Source organism: Pseudohalocynthiibacter sp. F2068, assembly GCF_023015645.1.
Taxonomy (GTDB): domain Bacteria; phylum Pseudomonadota; class Alphaproteobacteria; order Rhodobacterales; family Rhodobacteraceae; genus Pseudohalocynthiibacter; species Pseudohalocynthiibacter aestuariivivens.
In genome coordinates, this window is the sequence record NZ_JALKAK010000001.1 from 1 (window position 1) to 23,154 (window position 23,154).

Genomic DNA, 23,154 nt, shown 5'->3' on the forward strand with positions numbered 1-23,154 from the left:
CCGGCGGTTTCAACGGGTGGTCGCAACACTTTAGTCTTTTTGGAAAGATGGAGTGTTAGAGATGAAATATCGGACGCGGACGTTTTACACGGACAAACAGAAATCTGAGATGTGGGATCGGTGGCAGCGCGGCGAGTCGATGAGTTCGATTGGACGGCATTTCAATCGTGCGTCGTCTTCGATCTTCCCGCATTTGGCCCAGTTCGGCGGAATCCGACCCGCTGCCCGTAAGAGGTCGCGGTTTGCTTTAAGCCTCACAGAGCGGGAGGAGATATCTCGCGGCTTGGTCGCAAAGCAATCCTTCCGTTCAATTGCCAAAAGTCTGAAGCGGTCGCCTTCGACGATCAGTCGAGAGGTCCGCAGGAACGGTGGACGTCAGGCCTATCGCGCGGCGCGCTCGGATCAACGGGCCTGGGACTGCGCAACGCGGCCCAAATCATGTAAGCTCTCGTTCAACGACCCATTGTGTCAACTGATTGCACGCAAGTTGCGTCGGAAATGGTCGCCGCAGCAGATTGCAGGTTGGCTTAAACGCAAGCACCCGGATGAGGAGCAGCACCGCGTGTCGCATGAAACGATCTACCGCAGCCTTTATGTGCAGACCCGTGGTGTTTTGAGGAAGGAATTACAGCAGTGTTTGCGCAGCCCGCGTGCCATTCGACGGTCACGGCATGCGACCCAGAAAGGGCTAAAGCTGCGCAAGATCAAGGATGCGATCCCGATCAGTGAACGCCCTCCAGAGGTCGAGGATCGGGCCGTGCCGGGGCACTGGGAAGGCGACCTGATCGTAGGGTCCAACAACAGCTACATCGCCACACTGGTCGAGCGTCATTCCCGGTTTGTGATGCTGGCCAAAGTCGAGAACAAGGACACCCAAAGTGTCATCACAGCCCTGATCAAGCAGGCCCGCAAGCTGCCCAAAGAGCTGTATCGGTCACTGACCTGGGATCGCGGCTCTGAGATGGCAGGGCATGCGAAGTTCACCATAGCCACAAAGATCGACGTCTTCTTCTGCGATCCGCAGTCACCTTGGCAACGCGGTAGTAACGAAAACACCAACCGGTTGCTTCGCCAATACTTCCCGAAAGGCATTGATATATCGGGCTTTAGTCAAGCCAAACTCAGCGCCGTCGCTCGTCAACTCAACGAGCGACCTCGAAAGACCTTGCAATACCAAACGCCAGCAGAGAAATTTGAAGCATGTGTTGCGGCGATCAGTTGAAACCACACCCGCATAGCGGTTGTTAGACCGTGATGCCGCGAACGACTGGTGTGAGCTTATTCTGTTGAAAAACTCCAGTTTCGGGCCTAATCGATGAACTTTTTTGCCATGCAGGCCGAGTAGTGGGGTTGGCCAAACGCCATCTTAAACGCTGCTGGGCGATCGCATCACGTCTGGTTCACAATCCTATCTAACTTTCGCCGGCCGCGCGTTTCCACCGGAAAATCGTGATTTTCAGAATTTGGTGTCTTTCAACAGAGTAAGCCCTTCCAAGACATTCGCAATCAAACAATCACGCCGGAGTCCAACTGGTCGAACCGGTCAGTCATCCTAAGCACGGTCTCCTACGCTAGTGACGGCTGTTAGCATTCCGAAGCACAGCGGTCGTCCGTATTGAGCGCAACTAGCCTTCGGGTTCTGGCGTCAGTACGTTCTTGTCAATCAACTGGCGGAGGCTCTGTGCTGCTTCTGCTTGTACCCCTGGCGTGTTCAGGGCTGCCGCAAGATTTGAGACTTTCTCGCGGTAGAGTTTGGCGAGGTTCGGATGCAGGGCAGGTGGACGAAACATTTGGATGGCGTTTCGAACAACGACAATTGGTACATCGTTCCGCACGACGAAATGCTGGGTTGGAACGAATTGGCCGCCGCTCAGAGAACTGCGTCATGGCTAAAGGAGAACGCCTGCTACCAAAGCGCAACGCAGTCGAAGACATATTGGAAAGATTGCGGGCACAATCGAGCAAGCTGCGTAGACGAATGATGATGTTGATGACACCACCATTTTTAGAAATCAGCTCTTATGTCGAGTTACAGTTTCGACCATATTTCGATAGTTTTTTTGATCAACCTCAGGCCAATGATAATCGTTAATACGAGAATTGCAGAAGCCTTTGACAGAGCTATAAATTGGAAGAATTATCTCTTCGAAGCTACCGTCAGCTTGGTGAGATATACCGTCTGAATCTGATCCTTCCGTCTCCATGGTCATAGTAAATGCATTTGCCTTACGTGCCAACGACATCACATAGAACGCTGGTTCCAGGCTCAAATGGACCAATTGTTTGTCTTCGTAAGTTAGAAGCCGAGACAGGGCGATCATCGTGTCATCGATAAAGTCATTTGGCACATCTGATATATTTTCTTCGAGGCAATATTCATTGTCAGTGATTGTAAGATTGACCCAACCATGTTCCGGCGCCCCTAGAGAGAATTTCATTTCGTTAGCTCCGATCCACAAAATTACTACCAAATAGGCCCTACCCGGGGAAAGCCTATTATCTGCCGCCAAACTTGGAACACCTTGGCTCAAAAACCGTGACGGGTACAAAAAGATCAAATCACTGTCTTTTGAAATTAGCATGATTTGCGAAAGCAGGCTTCGGATAGGCTAAATGCGATTATTCTGACATTTCCATTTAAGTTGTTATGCTCAAAAAAATATTTTCATGACAGATAGAGACGCAATATTATGAATCGAAACCTAGAAAACAAATTCGCACGGACTTTTATGGTGCTTGCGCTCACTCTTTCGATGGCGTCTGGAGCGCGGGCTGCGTGCGGCGATTTCGCGGGTAATGGCGTTGATTGGTCGCACTGCGATCTCCGGATGGCAGGCTTGAAAGGGGAGAACCTTGCCGACGCAAACCTGACCGCAGCGTGGCTCTCTCGCGCGAACCTGACTGGTGCGAACTTGACAGATGCAGACTTGGATGGAGCCACCCTTCGAGGATCGACCATGATTGGCGCAAACTTGACAAGTGCCTCGTTGAGAGGTGCGAGCTTGAGCCTTGCAGACCTGACGAGCACTAATTTGTCCAGAGCCGATTTGTCGGGTGCTCTCTTGGGAGGGGCACACCTAAACAGTTCGGTTCTAGCTTCGGCGAATCTAGTCGGAGCCCATTTGGGGGTTGCTGATTTGACCGATGCAGATCTTACCGATGCGCTCATGAACTCTGCGCATTTTGATCAAGCCAATCTAGACAGCGCGAACCTGACCAGAGCGACACTTATTGGAGCGAGCCTGACACGAGTGAACTTGACAGGCGCAAATTTGTCGGATGTAAACGCGTCAGCCGCAGACTTCAGTGGCGCAGATCTAACTGGTGCCAAATTGACTCACTCGGTGTTAATCGGCGCAAATTTTGCGGCGTTCTATTTGAGCGAAGATATTGACTACGCGGCCGCGCATCTGACTAGTGCAGACTTAACAGAAGCGAACCTAACGGCATCAAATCTTGCCGGCGTGTCTTTAATTAACGCCGATCTGAGCGGTGCTATCCTTTCTGGTTCCAACCTGATTGGTGCCGATCTGACCAGCTCTAATCTGAATGGTGCCGTTCTTATCGGAGCGGACCTGACCGGCGCAGACTTAACAGATGCAGATTTGACCGGTGCGGAGCTGTGCCGTGCTATTTGGACAAATGGCAGAATTTGCGAATGCGGCTTGCTGGGGCAGTGCAATTGATGGCTGCAGAGCCTACGTCGCATATTGATTTATTTTCGTGAATTTCTCTCTCGAGAAATTCCAGCGAGAGGCGAAGTGTGTCGATTATTGACGGACAACAACGCTGGGTATTTCTGCGCGGATTAAAACTGAACAGGGAAAGGTTTCATTAATGCCAACAAGTGACATGTCGAGCAAACCACCTTGGAAAATCGTTGCTGAACACAAAGGCACGTCCCGCAGAGCGTTCCAGCGCACGGACGAGTTTAAACACACCGGAAACAACGAAGGAACCCAAACCGATTCCGTGAAAGTTCTGGATTCAGAACTGAATATAATTTTTGAGACGTCGATGAAAATTGAATGGGAATACCACGGGTTCATCAGCGTCGCCTTTTCCGATGACGGAACAGAAATAATGCTTAGGGGTTCTGACGGGCAGCAACGCACGGCCCGACTTGTATAGAGTGCGCAAACGGGATTTGCCCTGATTGGCGGTCACTTTGTTTATTTCTTCGGATGCAAAAATCCGATCAGTTGGGTGCACGATTTCCCCAATTTTGAGAAGGCGAGTCACGGCTTAAAACTGCCATTGTCACGGGAAATATCTCTAATCTACTCAGCGTTAGGACTTTGTCAGTTTCCCTGTTACTGTCTATTAATGCTTAAAAAACTTTCAGTCTTAGCGCTCGTTTTTATCTTTCTCGCTTCCACTACTTCATGGGCCCAAGTACTTCGTGCCCGGCCTTTTGATGAAGGCCCGACCAATCAAAGGTTTTCCAGTTTTAGAGAAAATCTGCTGCAAGCAATTAAAATCCGCGACGTAGACTTCGTCGTTAGCCAGGCAAGTAGCGACATTGAGCTCAGTTTTGGCGGCACTGCAGGTCGCGAAGCGTTAAGGGATTTCCTGACAGTAGATCCCCAAAGCCTGTCGGAGGATTATCGCCATTTGGCACCAAAAATCCGCGAGGAAAACTGGGCTAACCTGGAAGGCACGCTCCGTCTTGGAGGGCGGTTTGAAGAAGGTGGTCTTGTCTTCGTCGCTCCGTACACGTGGGTTGTCGAATTACCCCAGTCTGCCAACCCTTTTGAAACGTACTTTGTCACCGGCGATGGTGTGGCGTTACGTAGTCAGCCTAGCCAATCAAGCGAAGTGATTACTCGTTTGAGTTATGACATTGTGACAATGCTGGACAATGACGACAGTAAAACCTACCAAAAAATTCGCTTGATAGACGGGACCACTGGTTTCGCCCACGGTGATTACCTTAGGTCGTCCGTTGGTTATCGGGCTTTTTTCTCCTCCGAAAATGGCCAGTGGAAAATGACAATGTTTATTGCGGGAGATTGATGTGAAGGCTTTCATGAGAGCTCTGCCTCTAGTCCGAACCAAACCAGTTTCACCGTCAGATATCCCGCCTTTTCGCAGCCGAGACAGCGCGAAAATCTGGGTTGCTTTTACCTTTGCAAACTTACTTCTGGCAGCAACCATTTTTACACCCCCAGCCATGGCTCAACGTTTTGTCAATGCAGAGCCGACAGAGGATAATTCAGAAGGTCTTAGATGTTATATCATCAACTCCCGGATTGGCTGGCAGTATATGCCGTTGATCAGAGGATTTGAGAATGAAGTTAGTATTAACATGTCCGACACCTGGTCTGTCGATGCCGCCAATTATGAGAGAGTGGGCATTTTCGGTCATACCGGTGCAGATGCTGAAAGGCTGGGCCCGTATTCAGAGTACAAGTTCAGCCCAGCATTCGACTTCGGATATTTGTTGGTGAGTGATACGAATGGAAATTTCTACTCAAGTGTTGTGAATGAGTTCAAACTCAACCCTAGTATTCAGGGCTTATATTTGCGCATCAATGACAGCGATGAGACGCTGCATGACAATGTTGGATTTATCCGAGTGTGCACACAACAAGTCTTATGGTAATCATGCGCATCGACAGGTCGCTTGATTTCCGCCTCAAGACGCATGTGCCGCCGTGATCAGGGCTCAAATTCGCAGACCGTGGCGCACGTTTACACTCACTCCCGGAATTTTTAACTTGAGGAAATGGTCAGTGAAACAAAGATTTGCCGCAGTAATTATTCTTGTATTCAGCTTTACGCATTTTATCGCAGCGCAAGAAAATAATCTTGCTGAACAACCAGCGGCAAAAACTGCACCTTATCAGATTCTACTGGAAACCGACTACGCCGAACTGACCGGGTGCGACGTCTACCACAGCTATGAAGACTCACTCGTAATCGCTCTGGACTTTCTGGTCTTTGACGAAGGCTCGGACAAAGACGCTCTAGGCTATGTGCAAAGAGAAACCGTCCACTTATTTGAGCATCTGGTTAAAAGCGGTGAAACCGATTTAGTGGATGCCGCCTGTCTTCCCATGTCTCTGCGTCGTTTGGGAGAAGAGTTAGGGCTTTTGAGTGAACTGTCTTCAACTGTTCCCGATTTTGCCTACCCGTTGTCTTTTCGCTATGATGGAGGTTCTACAGGTTTTCCAGATGAAGCGGGCAAAACCTATTCTGTTCAATCACGTGCAAACTATATTGAAACAACCGAATGTCTGGTATCTGCGTCGACCTATGAGAAGCTCCAAAAAGCGTTTATTGAGTTTTTCTACTACTCTGGGCACCCGGGTGACTCCAAAAAATACATGTTAGCATTTCTTACTGACGTAAGAGATAGCCGACCAACGGCAGAGGGTGAACTGAACCCAATGTGTATGACCCCGGAGATTACAAAACTGGCGCAAGACATCGGCGTCTTGACGGAAGGTGGAAAGATAATACCGTGAAGTGATCTGTCGATACCAAGGGGCGTGAGCCTACCCTTTATCAGGTGATCTACGGCGCGGATCGTTTTGAAGTGATCAGACAGAACGGCGTTTTCGAACAACAGCAAGTATCGCGGAAAAATTATGAGCATAGAACAAGCGAAGAAATACATTAGAAGATTGCGAACCGAGGTACCTTTGCGGCAGCAATTCGAGCTGGTCTGGCAAGGAAAGCGCCGCAATCCGGATGATATCTACGTGATCAAGGGAGAATCGATGGTGCCTCATCTGCTGGCCTCGTCAATTCCCGATTTCAAGACTGACCCCAGCGGCAATCAATCATGGTGGAGTATAAGTAGCGCCCAGCAGGATATGCACGACCTGCTGTTTAGCAAATGGGATGGCAAAGACCACGCTCAGCGATATCTAGACGGTGGCACGATCTCAAATGAGAGCATACAGAAAGTGATCGATAAACCTGAGATGGAGGCGGTGCTACAACTCTTGGCCAACGTCGCCAATGCTTGTTGCGGATATGAAATCAGTCTGGCCCACATGAACGAGGCTTGGCATTGCTATGTGCAATGGGTTTACAAGAAAGTTGACTACACGGGAAGGCATGACGAGGTGCAGCGCCTGCGAATGGATTTGGTCGATAAATTGTCCCTGCGTACCCATATCAATGACTTGGTTTCATCCAAGGATATGCCATTGGGCGTTGCGGGTCTTTTAAAAATCTACTTGCAGACGGGATTCACCAACGAAGGTGCGTACGAGGGCTTTGAAGAACATAAAACCCTGCTTGAATCAGTAGTTATTGTAGCCGAAGAGGCTGGCTATAACTTCAGTGCTCTCGACTATCTCAAGGACTGCATCCACAAACAAGCGGAGGACGATCCGGGGCCTGATCTGGATGATCGTTATTGGCCGGAGGACGACCCCAATCGCTGGAACCACCAATCAATCACGCCGGTGCGCCTCAGTTTTTGAGTGATCCTCCCCTTTTGAATTGGACCGCTCTTATGGTTGGGAACAGAGTTCTTCCCCGCACAGGATCATGACCCGACGCGGAGCCCAAACCGGTTAAAACGGGAGGCTGAAGCGATGACACTGATCCGTGCCATGCCGGACAAGGAGCTTCGGATTGCGCTCGCCCAATTGGAATCGCTTTTCAAACTCGCGCCTCACCCAGGGTACAGGCGGATTTCACAGTTAGCCATTGAGAATCCTGCGAGTTCTCTGAAAGTGTTGCCGTGGCCCACAACGGCCAGTGGTCTTTCAGTGAGGCGGGCAAGGTCCTGCGCGAAACCACGTATCCGCTCTTGAAACACGTCCTTGGGTTCGAGGGGCACGCCGTTTTCATTAGTCAGGCCCTGATGCCACCAAATCTCTTCCAGATGATCGAAGGAAAGATCGAGAAATTCGCTTTTCAACGTGCTCGCAGGCCGACCAATGTCGCAGCTGTAGCTAAGAAGCTCACGGTGCTCGGCGACAACCCTTATCGGTGCAATGTCGTCGAAAATGGTTTGCGCCGTCTGGATAGCACGCGTGAGCGGAGAGGTTATCACTTGCATGATCCCAAGGTCCATCGCAGCGGCTTTGGCTTGTTCGGCCTGAAGACGCCCTTTTGGGGTAAGTGGAGCATCGAAGATCATTGGATCTGGATCACCATCTTTGTGCGCTGCATTGAATTCCGATTGTCCGTGCCGGATTAGATAGATTGCCATTTCAATACCTTTGCCGGGCGTCGCCCCGCATTTTTCGGGTCTGAAATTCCGGCATTTTTTCAATTATTTCCCGATACAGAAGTACTGCAATCTCGATTGCATGTCGAACTTAGTCTGAATCCGCCACACCAGAGCTAAGTCCTACGCACTCCAAATATGTGAATCAAGCATCAAACTGATATCGGGACGGTCTTTGCGCACCGCTTGCTGCCGAAGATTTGTGGCCAGTTCACAAACCACCAGTGTTGGCGTGCAAGCCCCAAAGTAGCCGTTGGCGCGGCCGCAGAAAATTGGCATTTTGTCCGCATAGCAGTCGCTCAGGGTAGGAAGAAACAATGTCCGCTAATGGCGCAAAAGGGCCAAGTAATCCGAGCGACCCTACTTCTGCCAAGACATAGGGGAGGTGCAATCTCTCAGACATTGAGAATGGGATCGGCGCGGGTGGTCAGATTTACGCGTGGGCAAAATCAAGACATTTTTCTTAACGGCTAAACGCTAACCTCATAGACCCAACACAGCGTCTCAGAAATGCGCCTATCAGTATTCTGGTACAATGTGGTTTCGACAATCGTACCGACCACTATTTGAATTAGACTTGATATTGTTATTGTGAAAACGACCTTTTGAATCTGCTTTTAGCAATTCTGTCACCACCTGTTCTCCAATCTCGCAGTAATGGTAGTAGGTAGCAGGGCAAGTCTTCTATATCTCCGATCCAACTGTGATGCCTTCTGATGCGTCAATGAGGCACAAATGATTTCATTTGATTGGCCTCAATCTTTTTCATTGTGTGGTAAAATATGTGGTAACAAAAATAGTTACCTACAAATAAAAAATAATAAACAAATAGTTAGCTGATGTTATTGGCGGACTGTCTGTCCGCCACCCACCCCAGTCTCTGTTAGCATAGTCGAAATTTCCCTGTTTTATCCCGACTTTCCGGGGCCTTGCGCTGTGTCATCTGCGTGGGAGACACCTTTGATCCAGTCGATCAGGGCCGAATCCCTCGGCTGTCTCTGCGGCCAGCATCACGCGCTTCGGTAAGGCCTGATTTTCCCTGCTAACAGGGAATTAACAGGGAAATTTTGCTAAAACAGCCCAATTTGATCCAAATCATCCGTCAATAACCATAAAATATCAATGTGTTACGAGTGAATTCCCTGCGCAAATTAACAGGGAAATTTTTCACCGTTAACAGGGACCTTTCCCAAGGGAACAGGGAATGACATGCGCAGATCAGGGATGGTTTAGATCTTGTCTGAACCCGTAAATCCGCGCCTGCACATCCCAGTCGAGCGGGATCGGTTTGCGGATGATCTTTTCCAAAGTCAGTTCTGGCGGCTGACTGCCAACGAGGATCGCTTTTTGGATCTTGGGCGAGAGGAAGGCGAGTTGGGCTCGGGTACGTACATATGATTCAGAGTGGCTGGTTGCGGCGGCAATGTCGTTCAATGATTTTCCCCGGCGCAGGTCGGCTGTCCAGATATGTGCCCGAGCCAGCGCACGCAGCATCGTTCTGTCTGGTTCGGGCTCACGATCGCCAGCGATGATCTTTCCCTCGACGCCGCGTCGACGCAGCGCGAAGGGTGCTTGGATTTGCAGCGCGGATGGATCGATCTCGTCAGGTTTCAGGCCAAGTTCATTTGCTATCTCCGTCGTCTGCAGGTTCAGGACGATGCGCCCATTGGCCAGCTGGCCTCCCACAGTAATGTTTGCGAGAAGCTCGGGTGCACCTTTCAGTAGCCTCTGTGTTAGATCTTCGGCCTTGGTGCGGACTGCGTCTCCAAGCTGAAGATCTGGCATGACGCAAATTCGGTGACCATTGGCGAGGTCGCTCAAATGCCGCGCGATGATGTCAGCAACTGCCTGCTCCATTGCCATTGCGGGCAAGCGCCAGCCACTTGGATCGGTACCGCCTGAGATAAGCCGATTGGAGACGTAATACCGCAACCGTCGTCCATGGCGTTGTGTATGTGTGGGCGTCAATCGGTCTCCGGTCTCGTCCCGTAGTTTACCGGTAAGTGGCGCAGCCCCGATCTTATTGTGACTGCTTACAGAGCCGACCTGCGATCTTGGCCGGGCGCTGGCGTCCTGCAACTTGGCCTGAACGCGATCCCAAAGCTCAATGTCAATGATGGCCTCATGCTGCCCGTCCCAGACATTTGTTTTGTGTCGGATCTTGCCGATGTAGATAGGATTGCGGAGCAGTGCGTAGATCTGACCGCGGGAGAACGAATTGCCGCCCTGGATCCGCCCCGACTTGAAGTGGTGCCGCTTCGATCGCAATCTCATTTTCGTTGTCTCGTGCATGACCTTATTCAGGCAGCCAAGCTGGACGTAGAGGTGGAAGATCGTCTCGACGGTTTTCGCCTCATTCTGACTGATCACAAGCCCGCGGGTTTTTGGATCAGGGTGCGGATCATAGCCAAGGGGCGGCACCCCACCCATCCAGAGGCCCTTCTTTTTTGAGGCAGCGATCTTGTCACGGATCCGCTCGGCCGTGACCTCTCGTTCGAACTGGGCGAAGGACAAAAGCACATTGAGCGTCAGTCGCCCCATCGACGAGGCGGTGTTGAAGGACTGTGTTACAGACACAAAAGAGCAGCCAGCTGCATCAAATCGCTCCACGAGCTTTGCGAAGTCGGCAAGAGAGCGGGTCAGGCGGTCGATCTTGTAGACCACAATCATCTGGATGCGACCCGCGTCAATGTCAGCAAGCAGGCGCTGCATCGCAGGCCGCTCCAGCGTGCCTCCGGAGATGCCACCATCGTCATAGCGGGTTTTATCGGGAACCCAGCCTTCATGCCGCTGGCTGGCGATGTAGGCGGCACAGGCCTCGTGTTGGGCGTCGAGCGAGTTAAAATCCTGATCGAGTCCTTCGTCAGAGGATTTGCGCGTGTAGATCGCACATCGGATCCTTGGTTTGGTCATCGGAGTGCCGACTTCTTGAGTCCGAAGAACCGCGGGCCGGACCATCTGGCACCAGTGATGGCGCGGGCGATCGCTGACAATGATGAATGGCGCTGACCGTTCCAAAGGAACCCACCCTCAACGACATCGACGGCATGGGTTACGCCGTTCCATTCCCGGATGAGCCGTCCGCCCGGTTTGAGCGCCGGGCTTCTGGTCTCAGGCTTCACTGCGTCAGCCCTGTCAAGTCTGTCGATAAGGCCCTTTGGCAGCCCGCCGAATTGTCGCGCCTGGAGTTCGAAGGCGAGGAAACGTCGCAGAAACGGGCTGCTCAGCCGCTTTGGGACCGGTGTGCCGAAGATCTCTGACCAGGCGGCAATCAGGGCCGTCCGGTCCATGGCCTCAATGTCTGTGATGGGTGGTATCATCGGGCACCCTCCGGACCGCCAGTAATACGGTATGTGGCTGTGCCGCCGGGTTTGGCAGCTTCGGTCCGATCAATAGCGTAACCGGCTTTTCTGAGCCCGCTAAGGCCCGCTCGAACCGAATGAGGTTGCCAACCCGTGGCCAATTGCAGGGTGGCAAGGTCGGCACCAGCCTTTCGGGCAAGAAGTCGGCGCAGGACTGCGGCTTTCGTTTCGCGTGGGAGTGTTGTTTTGGAATTTGGCATGTTTGGTCCTCGGATGTGCCGGGCCAGCGGAGTGCTGGCCCTGGTACCGAGTTGCGCCCGGGGTCAGGCCGGGCGTGGCATCAGTGACGCTCGTGTCGGGCGTGAAGTCCAGTCCGGAGTGACTGAACTGTCCGCTATTTCAAACGGTCTGGGATCGAGACACCTGTCCGTTCACGGGCATCCAGGGCAAGCTGTCGCTTGGTATGCTCGTGTTCTTCATCTGCATGAATGGCAGGGCCAACCTCGAGCATCACTCGGATCGCTTCGAGCTAAGACGCTTTGTGGCACTTCAACCCTTATGCAATGGGCAAGATAGGCAGTACCAGACCAGCCGCCGGTTTCCAGGGCGCATAGCTATAGTGGCGCGCTTGCGCTTGTAGTGAAACACTGTTCTCTCATAGGCTTCGCTCTTGAAGATCAGCGCGCCCGTCGCGGCCCAAGCACTCAAGGAGGAAAAATGACCCAAGCCCTCTCTCCGTCTGGCCCCTCCAAAACAGCACAGGTGCGATGGTTGATTCTTTTTGGGGTCTGGCTGATATATTTCTGCTTTGGATTGACCATCGCGTCGATGGCGCCGCTGGTAAGCCCGATAAGTGCCGAGCTTGGCATCAGTAACGGTCTGATGGGGGCGATCCTTGGCGCATGGCCACTGACCTATATTCTGGCCGCCATTCCCTGCGGAATCCTGCTCGACCGTCTGGGTTCGCGGCATATGCTGCTGCTGGCGGCACTCGTTATGGCCGCATCAGGGTTGGCGCGCAGTTGCGCGGAAACGCCGATGCAGCTGCTTCTGGCGGTCGCGCTCTTTGGGATCGGGGGCCCGATGATCTCGGTTGGGGCGCCAAAGATCATCGCGCGCCTCTTTCACGGCAAGACACGCGCTACGGCCATGGGAATCTACGTGACCGGCCCCTACCTGGGCGGGATACTGTCGCTGTCGCTGACCAACAGCGTTGTCATGCCTATGGTGGGCGATGACTGGCGCAGCGTGATGTTAGTTTACGCCGTTCTGGTCGCGCTGAGTGGCGTGGTCTGGTTCGCGATAGCGAGCCTGCCAGCCGCTCGCAAGCAAAGTGGCGGGGAGGAGGGCAGCGCGAAGTTCAACCTCTCGGCCTTTCTCGAAATCGTGCGCTTGCCCGAGGTGCAACTGATCCTTGCGATGAGCATTGGTATCTTCTTCATCAACCATGGCCTGAACAACTGGCTGCCCGAGATTCTGCGCGGCCACGGCTTCTCGGCGGTGCAAGCCGGGTATTGGGCCGCGATTCCATCCTCGGTGGGCATTATTGGCGCGCTGGTGATCCCGCGTCTTGCCGTGCCGGAACGGCGACTGACGGTAATGGCGGCGCTCTTCGTGTTCTCCATGGCCGCAAGCCTGCTGTTACAAGTCTCAGCCGGGCCTCTGCTGGTCGTGGGGCTGATCCTGCAAGGGATGGCGCGCGGTGCGATGATGACGGTGGCGATCCTGCTGCTGATGGAGACGCCGCGCATCCCGGAAGAGCGGCTTGGCCTCGCAGGCGGGCTGTTCTTCACCTTTGCCGAGATCGGGGGCGTGATGGGGCCGATCACCTTCGGTGTTCTGTCCGATCTGTCGGGCGATTTCGTGCTGCCGCTGGCCGCCCTGACGGTGGTGTGTGCCGTCCTGCTGACCATTCTGGCGCGGCTTCGCGCGCTTCTGAGATGGATGGGGGGCTGACTAGCCGTTGTGCGAGGCTTCGATCTTCGCTTGGATATGCCTGCCTGCGGTGATCGGGGGATAAAGCGCCCCGTCGCCAGCACAGCTTGGCAGGCATTCGATCTTGGCGTCGTAATCGGGATGCATGAAGTAGCCGATGGACATCCGTCGTGACATGGCATCGTTCAAGTCTTCCGGCGTCACGACCCGGTGCATGGTTGAAACCCACTTGTCATTGGTCCACCGCTGCATCATGTCGCCCAGGTTCACCACAAGCGCCCCTTTGGGCGGGCGAACGCGTACCCAGCCACCGTCGCGGGCAACCTCCAAACCACCTTTGGCCTCGGTCATGGCCAGAATGGTCAGAGCGCCGTAATCGGTATGCGCGCCGGTGCGCAACTGGCCGGGCAGGGGTGGTTCTGTCAAGGCAGGGTAGTGATGCGCTGACATGATCGAGAAGTGCTTCTGGATAAGGGGCGCAAAATGGTCTTCGGGCATCTCGGCAGCGACCGCGAAGATGCGCAGCAGATCCGCCGAAAGTCCCTCGAAGGCGCGGTAGAGTGCAACCAGCGATGCGTCCAATCCCGATGACGTATCCGGGATCAAGTTCGCTGCGTAAGCCGTTGCAGCTTCAGAGATATGTGCGAAGTCAGCGGCGTGATCGTCGATCGGCCCCAGAAACAGGCTTTCGCGCAAATCCTTGGGCGCATCCTTGCCCAAGGTGGCCGATAGCCCGCGCGTCGCGATCCCGTGATAACCGCGTTGTTTGGCAGGCCCAGTAGGGTGCCACTTTGCCTTCTCTTTATCCGGCAGATCGAAGAATGCGAAGCCTTTCTCGAAAACCGTATCGAACAGGGCCTGCGGAATGCCATGGCCCGAGAGGACAACAAAACCGATGGTCTGCGCCGCCTCGGCAACCTCGCGGGCGACGCGGGCTTTGCCTTCAGGGTCCCCGGCAATGAAGGGGGCGATATCGATCGCGGGAACGTTGTTGGTCATGGTTTTTCCAATCGGGCTATCACGTGGTCATAGGGGATGTCGCGCGAGATCAATCCGCCCGACAGCAATGCCGCCTTCAGCCGAACGAAGGCGGCGGGGGGCAGATCGGTCTCCCGCGCCCAAAGGTTTGAGGCTTGGTAGCCTGCAATGACGCTGGTCAGGACAGTCTGGGGCACATCGGGAAAAAGTTCTGCAAGCTCGGCGGCAATCTCGGATGCAGGTTCGCTCGCCATGGCAGAAAGCGCAGGCGCGATCCCTGCCAGGAGGGCCGCGCAGGTCTCTGGATGCGCCTCCAGATACCCGCGTTTTGTGTAGAAGCTGGTGTAACCGATATCACCCCGGTTGGCGAAGCGATGCCAGATATGAGCGCTTCCCTCGGCCACAGCGGCGGAGGCATAGGGCTCCAGCACCTGCGCCACGTCGATCTCGCCCGCTGCGAGCCGGGCAGGGGCTGTCTTCATCGGGGCCTTGGGTGTGATGTCGAGGCTGGCGGGATCGACACCAGCGCGCGTCAGATCGTCCTGAAACGTCATCCATGGGGTCGGCACCTCGGTCGCAACGGCGAGGCGTCCGCTTTGCAGGTCCTCAAACCGAAATCTAGGGTTGGCTGCGCGCCCGATCAGTACAAACGGGTCCCGCGCCACGATCTGTCCAAAGGCCACGAGCGGGCAATCTGGATCACGGTCATGGTGCAGCAATACGCGCATCGGCCCGCCCCAGGAGATATCGGCACGGCCCGCCAGTAGGCCCTCGGCGGTCTCGACTGGATCGGGGGAGAGCTGGATGTTCACCTCCAGCCCCTGATCCGCCCAATATCCGCGCCGGTCAGCCAGATAGAAGGGCGCGTAGACGATAGTGCGCAGGTTCTCGTAAAGTGTGATCATGGCGCGGAAGCTGGTCCCTTGAGTTCAATCGTGTTGCCATCGGGGTCCCGAAAGGTCAGCGATGGCCCTGTGCCACCCGCCCCAAACCGGTCGCGGGGTGCGGTGGGATCAAGGCCGTGGTTTCGTAGATGCGTCATCAGGGCATCAGCATCAAACGGCTCGATCTGCAGGGCGACGTGATCGACGTTTTGTCCAGTGCTTTCAGGATCCGGCGCGGGCAGCAGGTCGATCATCGAAGACCCTGCCGACAAATGCATAAGGTTCAGCTTGGTGTTATGCCGGACGACCTTGCATCCCAGCACGGCTTCATAAAAGTGCACGGAGCGCTCCATATCCGAGACATAGAGTACAACATGGTCGATCATCTTTACGGTGAATGTCATTGGGGCCTCCGGTTCGGGATTGGTATCGGGTTGCATGGGGCGTGATCTTCGCTAGGCTGCGCGCTGCCAGAGCGAGGGAGCCAGACATGCCGGTTATTAAAGTTACGCTGATCGAAGGCTATGACGCGGAGACAATCGCGACCCTGTCGCGGCGGATGACCGACGCAGTGTGTGCGACGATTGCCGCCCCGCTCGACGCAATCACGGTGATTGCGGAAGAAGTGCCCCCGACCAACTACATGCGCGGCGGGCGGTCGCGCACGCCCGGTGCGCCTGTTCCGGGCGCCGCAGAGGTCGTTCAGGATTTCCTCACCGCGATGGAGGCGCGCAATCTGGCCCGCGCCCAAGGCCATCTGCACGAAGACTTCAAGATGGTCTTTCCGGGCGGCGCTGCGATGCGGACGCTGGACGAGCTTATCGCATGGAGCAAGACGCGCTATTCTAGCATCAGCAAGACCTTCGACGGTTATGACGAGGCGTTCGAGGGAGACCGCGCTATCGTCTGGTGCCGGGGTACTTTGCATGGCACGTGGCTCGACGGCAGCGCTTTCGAGAGCATTCGCTTCAGCGACCGGTTCGAGCTGGTCGCTGGGCGCATACTGCGTCAGGAGGTCTGGAATGATCTGGCCGAGCATCGCACCTCCTAAGCTCCAAATTTGCCGCCAAGCTCGTCGAATTCGAGCGCACCGAGACGGTCCTTGATCTCGCCGAAACCTGCCAACAGGTTCGGCTCTGAGCCGGGCGTGCCCGAGGCTTTCAGGGACGCCAAAGCCTGTTGCACGCCTTTCATGGCCGCAAGGATCGTCGTCACGGGGCAGGAGACCCGTGCTGCGCCCAGCTGTTCCAACTCGGCGAAGGTGAACAGCGGCGTGCTCCCGCCTTCCACCATGTTGATCGAGACGGGGGCGTCGATCTCGGCAATAACGCGTTTGACCTCGTGGCGGGTTTCGATCCCATCGACAAAGATCAGCGTCGCGCCCGCTTCGGCATAGGCATTGCCACGTCGGATCGCCTCATGGACCCCAAGGGATTGCAGTACATCGGTGCGCGCGTTGATGATGAAATCTGCATCCCTGCGGGCATCTGCGGCCGCACGCAGTTTGCCGATCATTTCTTCCATCGGGATAACAGCCTTGCCGGTGAAGTGCCCGCAGCGCTTGGGCATGACCTGATCTTCCAGATTGATCCCGGCAGCTCCCGCAGCCTCGAATTCCCGCACCACATGCCAGGTGGTGGCAGCATCGCCAAAGCCCGTGTCCCCATCTGCCATCACCGGGATATCGACAGCACCAGCGATTACACGCGTCCGGTCCAGCATCTCGCGAAACCCAAGGATACCGATGTCGGGCAAGCCCAGATGGCTGGCCGCTAGCCCGAAGCCAGAGCCTTGCACCGCGTCAAAGCCCGCATCCTCGATCAGCATCGCCGACAGCGCATCGTAAGCGCCCGGCATGACCAGCAACTTGGGCGCTTGGATCAAGGTCTTCAGACGTGTGGTTTTTCGCATCTCTCACCCATTTGAGTGGATTCGGGGGTTGCTGCCTAGCCTGTCTCGTTTAGTGTTAACTGTAAACAGTTTGCAGAGAGGAGACGTGGTGCAACCCAATCGCCCTTTTGCCCATGCCGACCGTGCGCCCTATTCGGCCTGGCCGGATCGACCCAAGATCTCCTGGCCAAATGGCGCGAAACTGGCGCTCTGGGTGGTGCCGAATGTCGAGCACTACGAATACGCGCCGCGTCCGTCACCGGTGCGCAACCCTTGGCCCAGAACCCCGCATCCGGATGTGATCGGGTATGGTTCGCGCGACTATGGCAACCGCGTGGGTCTCTGGCGGATGTTTGATCTGTTTGATCGGCTGAACATCCGCGGCACGGTCTCGCTGTCAATTGCGAATTGGGTGCACTATCCGCACATCTTCGAGGCGATGGAGGCGCGCAACTGGTCGGTGCTCTGTCACGGAATGTACAATACGCGCTACCATTGGAACTATTCCGAGGAAGACGAGCGCGCGGCGATACGCGAATGTGTCGACCTTTACGGCGAGCTGACCGGAAGGCAGATCCGGGGGTGGTTCAGCCCAGCGGCCTCCTACACATTGAATACGCCCGACCTGATCGCGGAAGCTGGCATCACCTATTACACCGACTGGCATCACGACGACCAACCCGCGCCGCTGCGCACCAGATCCGGCTCGCTAATCACGATCCCCTATACGATGGATCTGAACGACTCGATTCTGCACCGCCAGCAGTTCGAGGCAGCCGATTTTTCCCAGATGATCCGCGATGGGTTTGACGAGCTTTATGCCGAAGGCGGGCAGGTGATGTGCATCGCATTGCACCCCTACATGATGGGCCAGCCGCACCGGATTAAACATCTGGCCGAAGCACTGGAGTATGTGCTGGGCCATGAGGGCGTCTGGGCCGCTACGGGTGAAGAGATCGCCGATTGGTATCTGGCCAACTGTCAGGACCATATCGACTGGCATCAGGGGCTTGCGACATGACCGAGCCGCGCGAGGGGATGGATCACAACCTCTACCCGTTCTCGGCGATGCCCGAGCGGCCCGCAATGCACTGGCCCGATGGGGCGCGCATGGCGGTCTGCGTTCTGATCCATCTCGAGTATTGGGAGTTGGAACCGCCCGAGGACGCATGGAAGGACACACGGTTCACGGGTGAATACGGGTTCTATTTCCCGGAATACCGCCCCTTCACCCAGCGCGAGTACGGCAATCGGATCGGGCTTTTCCGCGTGCTGAAAGCGCTGGAGGGGCGGGGGCTTAAGCTGACGGTTGCTGCCAATGCCAGTGCGCTTGAGCGTTACCCAAGGGCGGTGGATGCTTTGCAGGCGCGTGGTGCGGAATTCGTCGCGCATGGCGAATACCAGTCGCGCATGCTGACCTCCGAGCTTGGCGAGGCGGAAGAACGTGCCATCATTCAGCGCACCACCGATACCTTCGAACGCGTCCTTGGCGCACGTCCGCGCGGCTGGCTGGGCCCCGACAGTGGTGAAAGTGCCCGCACTCCGCAATTGCTGGCGGAAACCGGGTATGACCATCTGCTCGACTGGCCCAATGACGATCAGCCGTATCTGTTCCAGACCACGCCACCGCTCGTGTCGATCCCGAACCAGATGGAATGGGACGATGTGACGGCCCTCTGGCTGCGCAAGGTGCCCAATCCACGCTACCCTGACCTCGTGGGGGATGCCGTTGAAACCCTCGCTGCGGAAGGTGGGCGCAGTTTCATGCTATCGCTGCATCCGTGGGTGATCGGGCAGCCGCATCGAATGCGCTATCTCCGCGAGGCACTGGATCGGCTGGGGGCGGTTGAGAATATCTGGAGCGCGACCGCAAGTGAGATTGCCGATCACTGCCGTCAGGTCTGGGGAGCAGGCTGATGGTGCTTTCCGAGCTTGCCTGCGTCGTGCGCTCCAAGAACGCAGGCCCGACTTTACTGACCATTGATGTGCTGTTTGCCGATGAGGCAACGTTCGCGCGGGGGAGTGTGGCGCTTACGGCCGAAGCGGTGGCAGAGCGCTACGGGCACGCGGTCGAAAACATTCAAGTGATTGCTGTGCCAGCAGCCCGCGCGGTGAAGATCGTGCTGCCGCGTGCAGTGCCCGCAGGCACCCCGGGAGATCGGGATGTTTACGGCGCGCAACAACACGCGCTGCTGCTGGAGCTTGCGGTATGAGCGCCTTTGCGCGTCTTGCTGCCCGCTGGCCGGGGCCGGATGCGCCGCTGCGAGTGCTTGCCGCGTCGGGTCAGCTGGGACTGGGTATCCCGCAAATGGCGTTCCAGGCCGGGGTTGCGCGTAAACCTCATGTCATAGCCGCCGATATGGGATCGATCGATCCGGGTCCGGTCTATCTCGGATCGGGCAAGATGGCCGCCTCGCCCTCGATGGCGCGGCGTGATCTCGCCCTTGTCCTGCGGGCAGCGCGCGAATTGGACGTGCCACTCTTGATAGGCAGCGCTGGAACGGCAGGCGGGGCGTCGCATCTGGCCACGGTCGAGAGCCTTTTGCGCAGCGTGGCGGCTGAATTGGGTTTGAACTTTTGTCTGGCAACGATCGGGGCAGACGTGCCGCAGTCTATGGTGCAAGCGGCAGAAAAGGAGGGGCGTCTCACCCCGATCGGACCAATGGAGCCGGATATCGATTGCTCAGTCGCGATTGTCGGCCAGATGGGGCAGTGGGCCTTTGCCAAGGCGCTGGACAGCGGCGCGGATGTGATCCTTGCTGGCAGGGCTTGTGACACCGCCCCCTTCGCGGTGGTCCCGGTCTTGCTGGGCTATCCAAAGGGGCCTTCCGTCCATATGGCCAAGATTCTTGAATGCACTTCTCTGTGTTGCGATCCCGGCGGGCGCGATGCGATGATGGCGACGCTGAAAGGCGATGGCTTCACGCTGGAGAGCATGAACCCTGCACGCGCGGCCACGCCCATGTCCGTCGCCGCCCATGCCCTCTACGAGCAGGCCGATCCGACCCGCGTTTTCGAGCCCGAGGGCCATGTCGACCTGAGTGAGGCGACTTACCAAGCCGTCGATGCCCGCCGTGTCCATGTCCAAGGGGCGGTTTGGCACGACGCCGCCAGTCCCAGCGTCAAGATTGAGGGCGCGCGGTTTCTGGGGCATCGAGTGGTGATGATGGCGGGGATTGCCGATCCGGGGTTCATCGCGGCGTCTGACGATATTCTGAGCGGTGTCCGGGACGCGGTTGCTGACTTGATCCCGTCTGAGCCGGACGCGCCATGGCAACTGTTCTTCCGGCGCTACGGGATCGATGGTGTTCTAGACTGGCCTACACCTCCGGTCACCCCGCCGCGCGAAGTGTTCATCCTTGGCGAGTGTGTCGCCCCCGACACCGAAACTGCGCGGGCCGTTGCCGCTGCCGCCCGCCAGCAGCTTCTGCATTGGGGGTTTCCGGGGCGACTGTGCACCGGCGGAAATCTCGCCATTCCGGTCACCCCGCCTGAACTCGATGCGGGACCAGCTTATGCCTTTTCACTTTACCACATCCTGCAATTAGACACCTGGGAGGCGCTCGACGCGCTCTTTCCCGTCACCCTTCACGATATCTGAGAGGACAGCCCATGACCCAGACAGTCGCCGATTATGTTCAGGAATTCAATGCCGAGCGGGTCACCGACCCCGCGCGCTCGGCCCTTGTGATCGTGGATATGCAATATGCCACGGGTCATCGCAGTGGGGCGCTGGCGCGCAAGATGAAGGCCGAGGGCAACAGCGTAACTGACTGGCGCTTTGACCGGATCGAGACCCTCGTCATCCCTAACAACCAGCGCCTGATCAAGGCGATGCGCGCGGCGGGCGGCAAGGTCGTCTACGTGACCATTGGGGCGGCTCTTACCGATTGTTCGGACGCGCCTGTGCATATGCGCGCGTTCTTCCAGTCGGTGGGCAATTACGCAGGCCAGCGCGAGCACCAGATCATCGATGAACTGGCCCCCGAACCCGGCGATCCCATCGTGCGCAAGACCTCAATTGGGGCCTTTGCCTCGACAGGGCTGGACCATCTGCTGCGCGCCCTCGACCGCGAGCACTTGTTCATGACGGGCGTCTCGACAAACATGTGCGTTGAGACCACAGCGCGCGAAGCCGCGGACCGGGGCTATGCCGTCACGCTGGTCGAGGACGCCTGTGCGACCACCCACAAGGAATTGCACGAAGGAACGGTGCGCAACTTTGGCCGTTTTTTCGGCAAGGTGCGCTCCACCGACGAGGTGATCGAGCTCCTGTCCTAAGTCTTGATGGTGTTGGCACCAGCCATGTAGACGGCGATCTGTGTGATCTGCCCGTCCTGCGTGGAAAAGACATTGGCGTTCGACTTGGGCTCCGCCGCGCCGGGGCCCGAATAGGTCACTGTGAATTGGCTCGCGATCCGGCCTGTCGAGGGTGAGGGCGAATGGGTGAAGTCGTGGTGCACCGCGCGCAGCGGCCCCTCCCAGCGCGTCGCAAAGAGCGTCCGGATCGCATCGCGCCCGTCATAGGTTATGCCGTGGGTTTCAATCGTCATGATGCAGCCCTCTGCCAGTGTTTGGGCCAAGGCGTCAGGATCGCGGGCGTCGAGCGCCCTGAAATATCGCATCGCAAGCTCTGTCAGCGCGTCATCGGTCATGCGGTATCCTTCAAGGTGTTTTGCCCCGTCATGTAGACGCGCACGGTCGCAAAGCGGCCATCCGCGATCTCGAAGAAGTTACAGTTTGATTTGTGGGTCAGGCTGCCATCATGCTCAGTGTTCTGGACCGTGAACCGGGTCGCGATGCGCCCCGATTCCGGGTCGGGGACATGGGTGAACGTGTGATGCAACACGGCCGTATGATCGGTCCAGAGCCGAGTGAACATGGCGGAGATTTCGGCGTGCCCTTCGAGGCGGATACTGTGGGTCTCGACCGTGAAGACGCAATCAGGGGCGAGGGTGTCCAGCAACCCAAGCAGGTCCTCGCCGTCCACCGCATCGAAGTAACGCTTTACTAGGGTGATTTGAGCTTCACGAGTCATGGCACGGTTCCTTCGGGCAGCCCGGCTATATGGCCGGCGATGCCACCGGGCGTGGTCAGCCATAGGTCGTCACGATGTTTCAGGATGTGGTCGAGTGCGCGACGCAACGCTCGCAGGCGGAACGGCTGGCCGATGACGAAGGGGTGCAGGACGATGTTGAAGACCAGTGGATATTTCTCGGATTGCAGCAGCATCTCGTCGAAATGGTCGATGATCATCTCTTCGAACTCGCGGCCCGTGTGGTGACGGAACACCTGTGCTGGGCTGTCGTTCAGCTCGATCGAATAGGGCATGGATAGCATCGGTCCCGCGCGTGTGCGCATCCAGAACGGCTGATCATCGGCGGGCCAGTCGAGCATATAGCTGTATCCCGCCTCCTTCAGCAGATCGAGCGTGATCTCGGATTGCACGATATAAGGCCCCAGCCAGCCTTTGGGCGGCGCGGCAAAATGGTGTGTTATGGTCTGCGTGGTCTCGGCAATCATGGCGCGCTCGGTCGCCTCGTCCATGACATCTTGGCGCTCCGAGTTGGTCACGCCGTGCCCGATCACCTCATCCCCGCGCGCCCGGATACGTGCCACGATCTCAGGGCACTGGTCCAAAGCGGCAGCGTTCACGTTGTGCGAGGCAGGCAGGCCAAGCGCGTCGAGTAGATCGAACAGGTACCAGATGCCCACCCGGTTTCCGTAATCGCGCCACGCATAGTTTCGCGTGGTCTGCGCCGCACCCGGCAGAGTGTGATCACTGCCGAGCCCTGTCATGAACGAAAACCATTCGATGTTGTTGAACAGGCATACGGCCAGACGCTTGCCCTCGGGCCAGTCATAGACCGGGCGCTCGGGAAGGGGAACGAACGGGTACCTATTGTGGTGTCGGATTTCCATGGCGATCCTCTTGGGGACGATAGGAGCAAGGTTGACAACGCCAAACCCA

At 56.4% G+C, this 23,154-nt stretch carries 27 protein-coding genes; 14 read left to right on the plus strand and 13 right to left on the minus strand.

Annotated features, from left to right (window positions below; translation table 11 throughout):
- The first annotated feature begins 61 nt into the window (after window positions 1-61).
- Window positions 62-1,222 (plus strand): IS30 family transposase, encoded by a 1,161-nt coding sequence (locus MWU63_RS00005; protein WP_247076537.1) that lies wholly within the window; start codon window positions 62-64, stop codon window positions 1,220-1,222.
- Between the two features lie 403 nt (window positions 1,223-1,625).
- On the opposite strand, the gene MWU63_RS00010 is transcribed toward MWU63_RS00005, so the two are convergent.
- Window positions 1,626-1,835, minus strand: coding sequence for a hypothetical protein (locus MWU63_RS00010; protein WP_213888618.1), 210 nt, complete (start codon window positions 1,833-1,835; stop codon window positions 1,626-1,628).
- A 177-nt stretch (window positions 1,836-2,012) separates the two neighbouring features.
- On the minus strand, window positions 2,013-2,438 hold the full coding sequence (locus MWU63_RS00015) for a hypothetical protein (protein ID WP_213888617.1): 426 nt from the start codon (window positions 2,436-2,438) through the stop codon (window positions 2,013-2,015).
- A 252-nt stretch (window positions 2,439-2,690) separates the two neighbouring features.
- Here MWU63_RS00015 and MWU63_RS00020 point away from each other — a divergent pair, with 252 nt between their 5' ends.
- The 6 genes from MWU63_RS00020 (at window position 2,691) to MWU63_RS00045 (ending at window position 7,439) form a co-directional block, all read left to right on the plus strand.
- Window positions 2,691-3,686, plus strand: a complete 996-nt coding sequence (locus tag MWU63_RS00020) for a pentapeptide repeat-containing protein (protein WP_247076538.1) — start codon at window positions 2,691-2,693, stop codon at window positions 3,684-3,686.
- A 151-nt stretch (window positions 3,687-3,837) separates the two neighbouring features.
- Entirely contained in the window at window positions 3,838-4,131 is a 294-nt protein-coding gene (locus tag MWU63_RS00025; RefSeq protein WP_213888615.1) for a hypothetical protein, read from the plus strand.
- 195 nt (window positions 4,132-4,326) lie between these two features.
- Window positions 4,327-5,016, plus strand: coding sequence for an SH3 domain-containing protein (locus tag MWU63_RS00030; protein ID WP_213888614.1), 690 nt, complete (start codon window positions 4,327-4,329; stop codon window positions 5,014-5,016).
- Between the two features lies 1 nt (window position 5,017).
- Window positions 5,018-5,605: a hypothetical protein gene (locus MWU63_RS00035; RefSeq protein WP_213888613.1), complete on the plus strand. Its 588-nt coding sequence runs from the start codon at window positions 5,018-5,020 to the stop codon at window positions 5,603-5,605.
- 130 nt (window positions 5,606-5,735) lie between these two features.
- Window positions 5,736-6,470 carry a hypothetical protein gene (locus MWU63_RS00040; RefSeq protein WP_213888612.1) on the plus strand — a complete coding sequence of 245 codons (735 nt, stop codon included), beginning with the start codon at window positions 5,736-5,738 and terminating at the stop codon, window positions 6,468-6,470.
- A 123-nt stretch (window positions 6,471-6,593) separates the two neighbouring features.
- On the plus strand, window positions 6,594-7,439 hold the full coding sequence (locus MWU63_RS00045) for a hypothetical protein (protein WP_213888611.1): 846 nt from the start codon (window positions 6,594-6,596) through the stop codon (window positions 7,437-7,439).
- A gap of 194 nt (window positions 7,440-7,633) precedes the next feature.
- On the opposite strand, the gene MWU63_RS00050 is transcribed toward MWU63_RS00045, so the two are convergent.
- The 4 genes from MWU63_RS00050 to MWU63_RS00065 all read right to left on the minus strand — a co-directional run bounded on the left by MWU63_RS00050 (window position 7,634) and on the right by MWU63_RS00065 (window position 11,756).
- A complete protein-coding gene (locus tag MWU63_RS00050; protein ID WP_213888610.1) occupies window positions 7,634-8,176 on the minus strand; it encodes a histidine phosphatase family protein in 543 nt (180 codons plus the stop codon).
- A gap of 1,236 nt (window positions 8,177-9,412) precedes the next feature.
- On the minus strand, window positions 9,413-11,107 hold the full coding sequence (locus MWU63_RS00055) for a recombinase family protein (protein ID WP_247076540.1): 1,695 nt from the start codon (window positions 11,105-11,107) through the stop codon (window positions 9,413-9,415).
- Window positions 11,104-11,514 carry a DUF2924 domain-containing protein gene (locus MWU63_RS00060; RefSeq protein ID WP_247076542.1) on the minus strand — a complete coding sequence of 137 codons (411 nt, stop codon included), beginning with the start codon at window positions 11,512-11,514 and terminating at the stop codon, window positions 11,104-11,106. The genes MWU63_RS00055 and MWU63_RS00060 overlap by 4 nt, the downstream gene beginning before the upstream one ends.
- Window positions 11,511-11,756, minus strand: a complete 246-nt coding sequence (locus MWU63_RS00065; RefSeq protein WP_247076544.1) for a DUF3489 domain-containing protein — start codon at window positions 11,754-11,756, stop codon at window positions 11,511-11,513. Before MWU63_RS00065 ends, MWU63_RS00060 begins: the two co-directional genes overlap by 4 nt.
- A gap of 457 nt (window positions 11,757-12,213) precedes the next feature.
- Here MWU63_RS00065 and MWU63_RS00070 point away from each other — a divergent pair, with 457 nt between their 5' ends.
- The gene (locus tag MWU63_RS00070) at window positions 12,214-13,452 is read left to right on the plus strand and encodes an MFS transporter (protein WP_247076546.1); all 1,239 of its coding nucleotides are present in this window, start codon (window positions 12,214-12,216) and stop codon (window positions 13,450-13,452) included.
- On the opposite strand, the gene MWU63_RS00075 is transcribed toward MWU63_RS00070, so the two are convergent.
- Genes MWU63_RS00075 through MWU63_RS00085 form a run of 3 tightly spaced genes read right to left on the minus strand, consistent with a single transcriptional unit; the run spans window position 13,453 to window position 15,697 of the window.
- Entirely contained in the window at window positions 13,453-14,430 is a 978-nt protein-coding gene (locus MWU63_RS00075) for a 2-oxoglutarate and iron-dependent oxygenase domain-containing protein (protein WP_247076548.1), read from the minus strand.
- Entirely contained in the window at window positions 14,427-15,314 is an 888-nt protein-coding gene (locus MWU63_RS00080) for an ABC transporter substrate-binding protein (RefSeq protein ID WP_247076556.1), read from the minus strand. The genes MWU63_RS00075 and MWU63_RS00080 overlap by 4 nt, the downstream gene beginning before the upstream one ends.
- Entirely contained in the window at window positions 15,311-15,697 is a 387-nt protein-coding gene (locus tag MWU63_RS00085; RefSeq protein WP_247076558.1) for a VOC family protein, read from the minus strand. Before MWU63_RS00085 ends, MWU63_RS00080 begins: the two co-directional genes overlap by 4 nt.
- An 86-nt stretch (window positions 15,698-15,783) precedes the next feature.
- Between MWU63_RS00085 and MWU63_RS00090 the strand changes: the two genes are divergently transcribed.
- Complete coding sequence (locus MWU63_RS00090) at window positions 15,784-16,344, plus strand: tautomerase family protein (protein WP_247076560.1); 561 nt, start codon at window positions 15,784-15,786, stop codon at window positions 16,342-16,344.
- Here the strand turns inward: MWU63_RS00090 and MWU63_RS00095 are convergent.
- On the minus strand, window positions 16,341-17,204 hold the full coding sequence (locus tag MWU63_RS00095; RefSeq protein WP_247076561.1) for an isocitrate lyase/PEP mutase family protein: 864 nt from the start codon (window positions 17,202-17,204) through the stop codon (window positions 16,341-16,343). The genes MWU63_RS00090 and MWU63_RS00095 overlap by 4 nt on opposite strands.
- 88 nt (window positions 17,205-17,292) lie before the next feature.
- Between MWU63_RS00095 and MWU63_RS00100 the strand changes: the two genes are divergently transcribed.
- Genes MWU63_RS00100 through MWU63_RS00120 form a run of 5 tightly spaced genes read left to right on the plus strand, consistent with a single transcriptional unit; the run spans window position 17,293 to window position 21,464 of the window.
- Window positions 17,293-18,204 carry a polysaccharide deacetylase family protein gene (locus MWU63_RS00100; RefSeq protein WP_247076563.1) on the plus strand — a complete coding sequence of 304 codons (912 nt, stop codon included), beginning with the start codon at window positions 17,293-17,295 and terminating at the stop codon, window positions 18,202-18,204.
- The gene (locus tag MWU63_RS00105) at window positions 18,147-19,100 is read left to right on the plus strand and encodes a polysaccharide deacetylase family protein (protein ID WP_247076565.1); all 954 of its coding nucleotides are present in this window, start codon (window positions 18,147-18,149) and stop codon (window positions 19,098-19,100) included. Before MWU63_RS00100 ends, MWU63_RS00105 begins: the two co-directional genes overlap by 58 nt.
- A complete protein-coding gene (locus tag MWU63_RS00110) occupies window positions 19,100-19,396 on the plus strand; it encodes a DUF4387 domain-containing protein (RefSeq protein WP_247076567.1) in 297 nt (98 codons plus the stop codon). The genes MWU63_RS00105 and MWU63_RS00110 overlap by 1 nt, the downstream gene beginning before the upstream one ends.
- Window positions 19,393-20,784 carry an acyclic terpene utilization AtuA family protein gene (locus MWU63_RS00115; protein WP_247076569.1) on the plus strand — a complete coding sequence of 464 codons (1,392 nt, stop codon included), beginning with the start codon at window positions 19,393-19,395 and terminating at the stop codon, window positions 20,782-20,784. Before MWU63_RS00110 ends, MWU63_RS00115 begins: the two co-directional genes overlap by 4 nt.
- 11 nt (window positions 20,785-20,795) lie before the next feature.
- Complete coding sequence (locus tag MWU63_RS00120; protein WP_247076571.1) at window positions 20,796-21,464, plus strand: isochorismatase family cysteine hydrolase; 669 nt, start codon at window positions 20,796-20,798, stop codon at window positions 21,462-21,464.
- Here MWU63_RS00120 and MWU63_RS00125 read toward each other — a convergent pair.
- The 3 genes from MWU63_RS00125 to MWU63_RS00135 are packed head-to-tail and all read right to left on the minus strand — an operon-like array spanning window position 21,461 to window position 23,105.
- Window positions 21,461-21,838 (minus strand): nuclear transport factor 2 family protein, encoded by a 378-nt coding sequence (locus MWU63_RS00125; RefSeq protein ID WP_247076573.1) that lies wholly within the window; start codon window positions 21,836-21,838, stop codon window positions 21,461-21,463. The genes MWU63_RS00120 and MWU63_RS00125 overlap by 4 nt on opposite strands.
- Complete coding sequence (locus MWU63_RS00130; protein ID WP_247076575.1) at window positions 21,835-22,221, minus strand: nuclear transport factor 2 family protein; 387 nt, start codon at window positions 22,219-22,221, stop codon at window positions 21,835-21,837. The genes MWU63_RS00125 and MWU63_RS00130 overlap by 4 nt, the downstream gene beginning before the upstream one ends.
- On the minus strand, window positions 22,218-23,105 hold the full coding sequence (locus tag MWU63_RS00135) for a polysaccharide deacetylase family protein (protein ID WP_247076577.1): 888 nt from the start codon (window positions 23,103-23,105) through the stop codon (window positions 22,218-22,220). Before MWU63_RS00135 ends, MWU63_RS00130 begins: the two co-directional genes overlap by 4 nt.
- Window positions 23,106-23,154 lie beyond the last annotated feature (49 nt).

Excerpts from the sequence above, each read along its gene's own strand:
- MWU63_RS00005 (WP_247076537.1), top strand. The coding sequence starts at position 62 with ATGAAATATCGGACGCGGACGTTTTACACGGACAAACAGAAATCTGAG.
- MWU63_RS00015 (WP_213888617.1), bottom strand. The coding sequence starts at position 2,438 with ATGAAATTCTCTCTAGGGGCGCCGGAACATGGTTGGGTCAATCTTACA.
- MWU63_RS00020 (WP_247076538.1), top strand. The coding sequence starts at position 2,691 with ATGAATCGAAACCTAGAAAACAAATTCGCACGGACTTTTATGGTGCTT.
- MWU63_RS00025 (WP_213888615.1), top strand. The coding sequence starts at position 3,838 with ATGCCAACAAGTGACATGTCGAGCAAACCACCTTGGAAAATCGTTGCT.
- MWU63_RS00030 (WP_213888614.1), top strand. The coding sequence starts at position 4,327 with ATGCTTAAAAAACTTTCAGTCTTAGCGCTCGTTTTTATCTTTCTCGCT.
- MWU63_RS00045 (WP_213888611.1), top strand. The coding sequence starts at position 6,594 with ATGAGCATAGAACAAGCGAAGAAATACATTAGAAGATTGCGAACCGAG.
- MWU63_RS00050 (WP_213888610.1), bottom strand. The coding sequence starts at position 8,176 with ATGGCAATCTATCTAATCCGGCACGGACAATCGGAATTCAATGCAGCG.
- MWU63_RS00055 (WP_247076540.1), bottom strand. The coding sequence starts at position 11,107 with ATGACCAAACCAAGGATCCGATGTGCGATCTACACGCGCAAATCCTCT.
- MWU63_RS00060 (WP_247076542.1), bottom strand. The coding sequence starts at position 11,514 with ATGATACCACCCATCACAGACATTGAGGCCATGGACCGGACGGCCCTG.
- MWU63_RS00065 (WP_247076544.1), bottom strand. The coding sequence starts at position 11,756 with ATGCCAAATTCCAAAACAACACTCCCACGCGAAACGAAAGCCGCAGTC.
- MWU63_RS00070 (WP_247076546.1), top strand. The coding sequence starts at position 12,214 with ATGACCCAAGCCCTCTCTCCGTCTGGCCCCTCCAAAACAGCACAGGTG.
- MWU63_RS00075 (WP_247076548.1), bottom strand. The coding sequence starts at position 14,430 with ATGACCAACAACGTTCCCGCGATCGATATCGCCCCCTTCATTGCCGGG.
- MWU63_RS00080 (WP_247076556.1), bottom strand. The coding sequence starts at position 15,314 with ATGATCACACTTTACGAGAACCTGCGCACTATCGTCTACGCGCCCTTC.
- MWU63_RS00085 (WP_247076558.1), bottom strand. The coding sequence starts at position 15,697 with ATGACATTCACCGTAAAGATGATCGACCATGTTGTACTCTATGTCTCG.
- MWU63_RS00090 (WP_247076560.1), top strand. The coding sequence starts at position 15,784 with ATGCCGGTTATTAAAGTTACGCTGATCGAAGGCTATGACGCGGAGACA.
- MWU63_RS00095 (WP_247076561.1), bottom strand. The coding sequence starts at position 17,204 with ATGCGAAAAACCACACGTCTGAAGACCTTGATCCAAGCGCCCAAGTTG.
- MWU63_RS00110 (WP_247076567.1), top strand. The coding sequence starts at position 19,100 with ATGGTGCTTTCCGAGCTTGCCTGCGTCGTGCGCTCCAAGAACGCAGGC.
- MWU63_RS00115 (WP_247076569.1), top strand. The coding sequence starts at position 19,393 with ATGAGCGCCTTTGCGCGTCTTGCTGCCCGCTGGCCGGGGCCGGATGCG.
- MWU63_RS00120 (WP_247076571.1), top strand. The coding sequence starts at position 20,796 with ATGACCCAGACAGTCGCCGATTATGTTCAGGAATTCAATGCCGAGCGG.
- MWU63_RS00125 (WP_247076573.1), bottom strand. The coding sequence starts at position 21,838 with ATGACCGATGACGCGCTGACAGAGCTTGCGATGCGATATTTCAGGGCG.
- MWU63_RS00130 (WP_247076575.1), bottom strand. The coding sequence starts at position 22,221 with ATGACTCGTGAAGCTCAAATCACCCTAGTAAAGCGTTACTTCGATGCG.
- MWU63_RS00135 (WP_247076577.1), bottom strand. The coding sequence starts at position 23,105 with ATGGAAATCCGACACCACAATAGGTACCCGTTCGTTCCCCTTCCCGAG.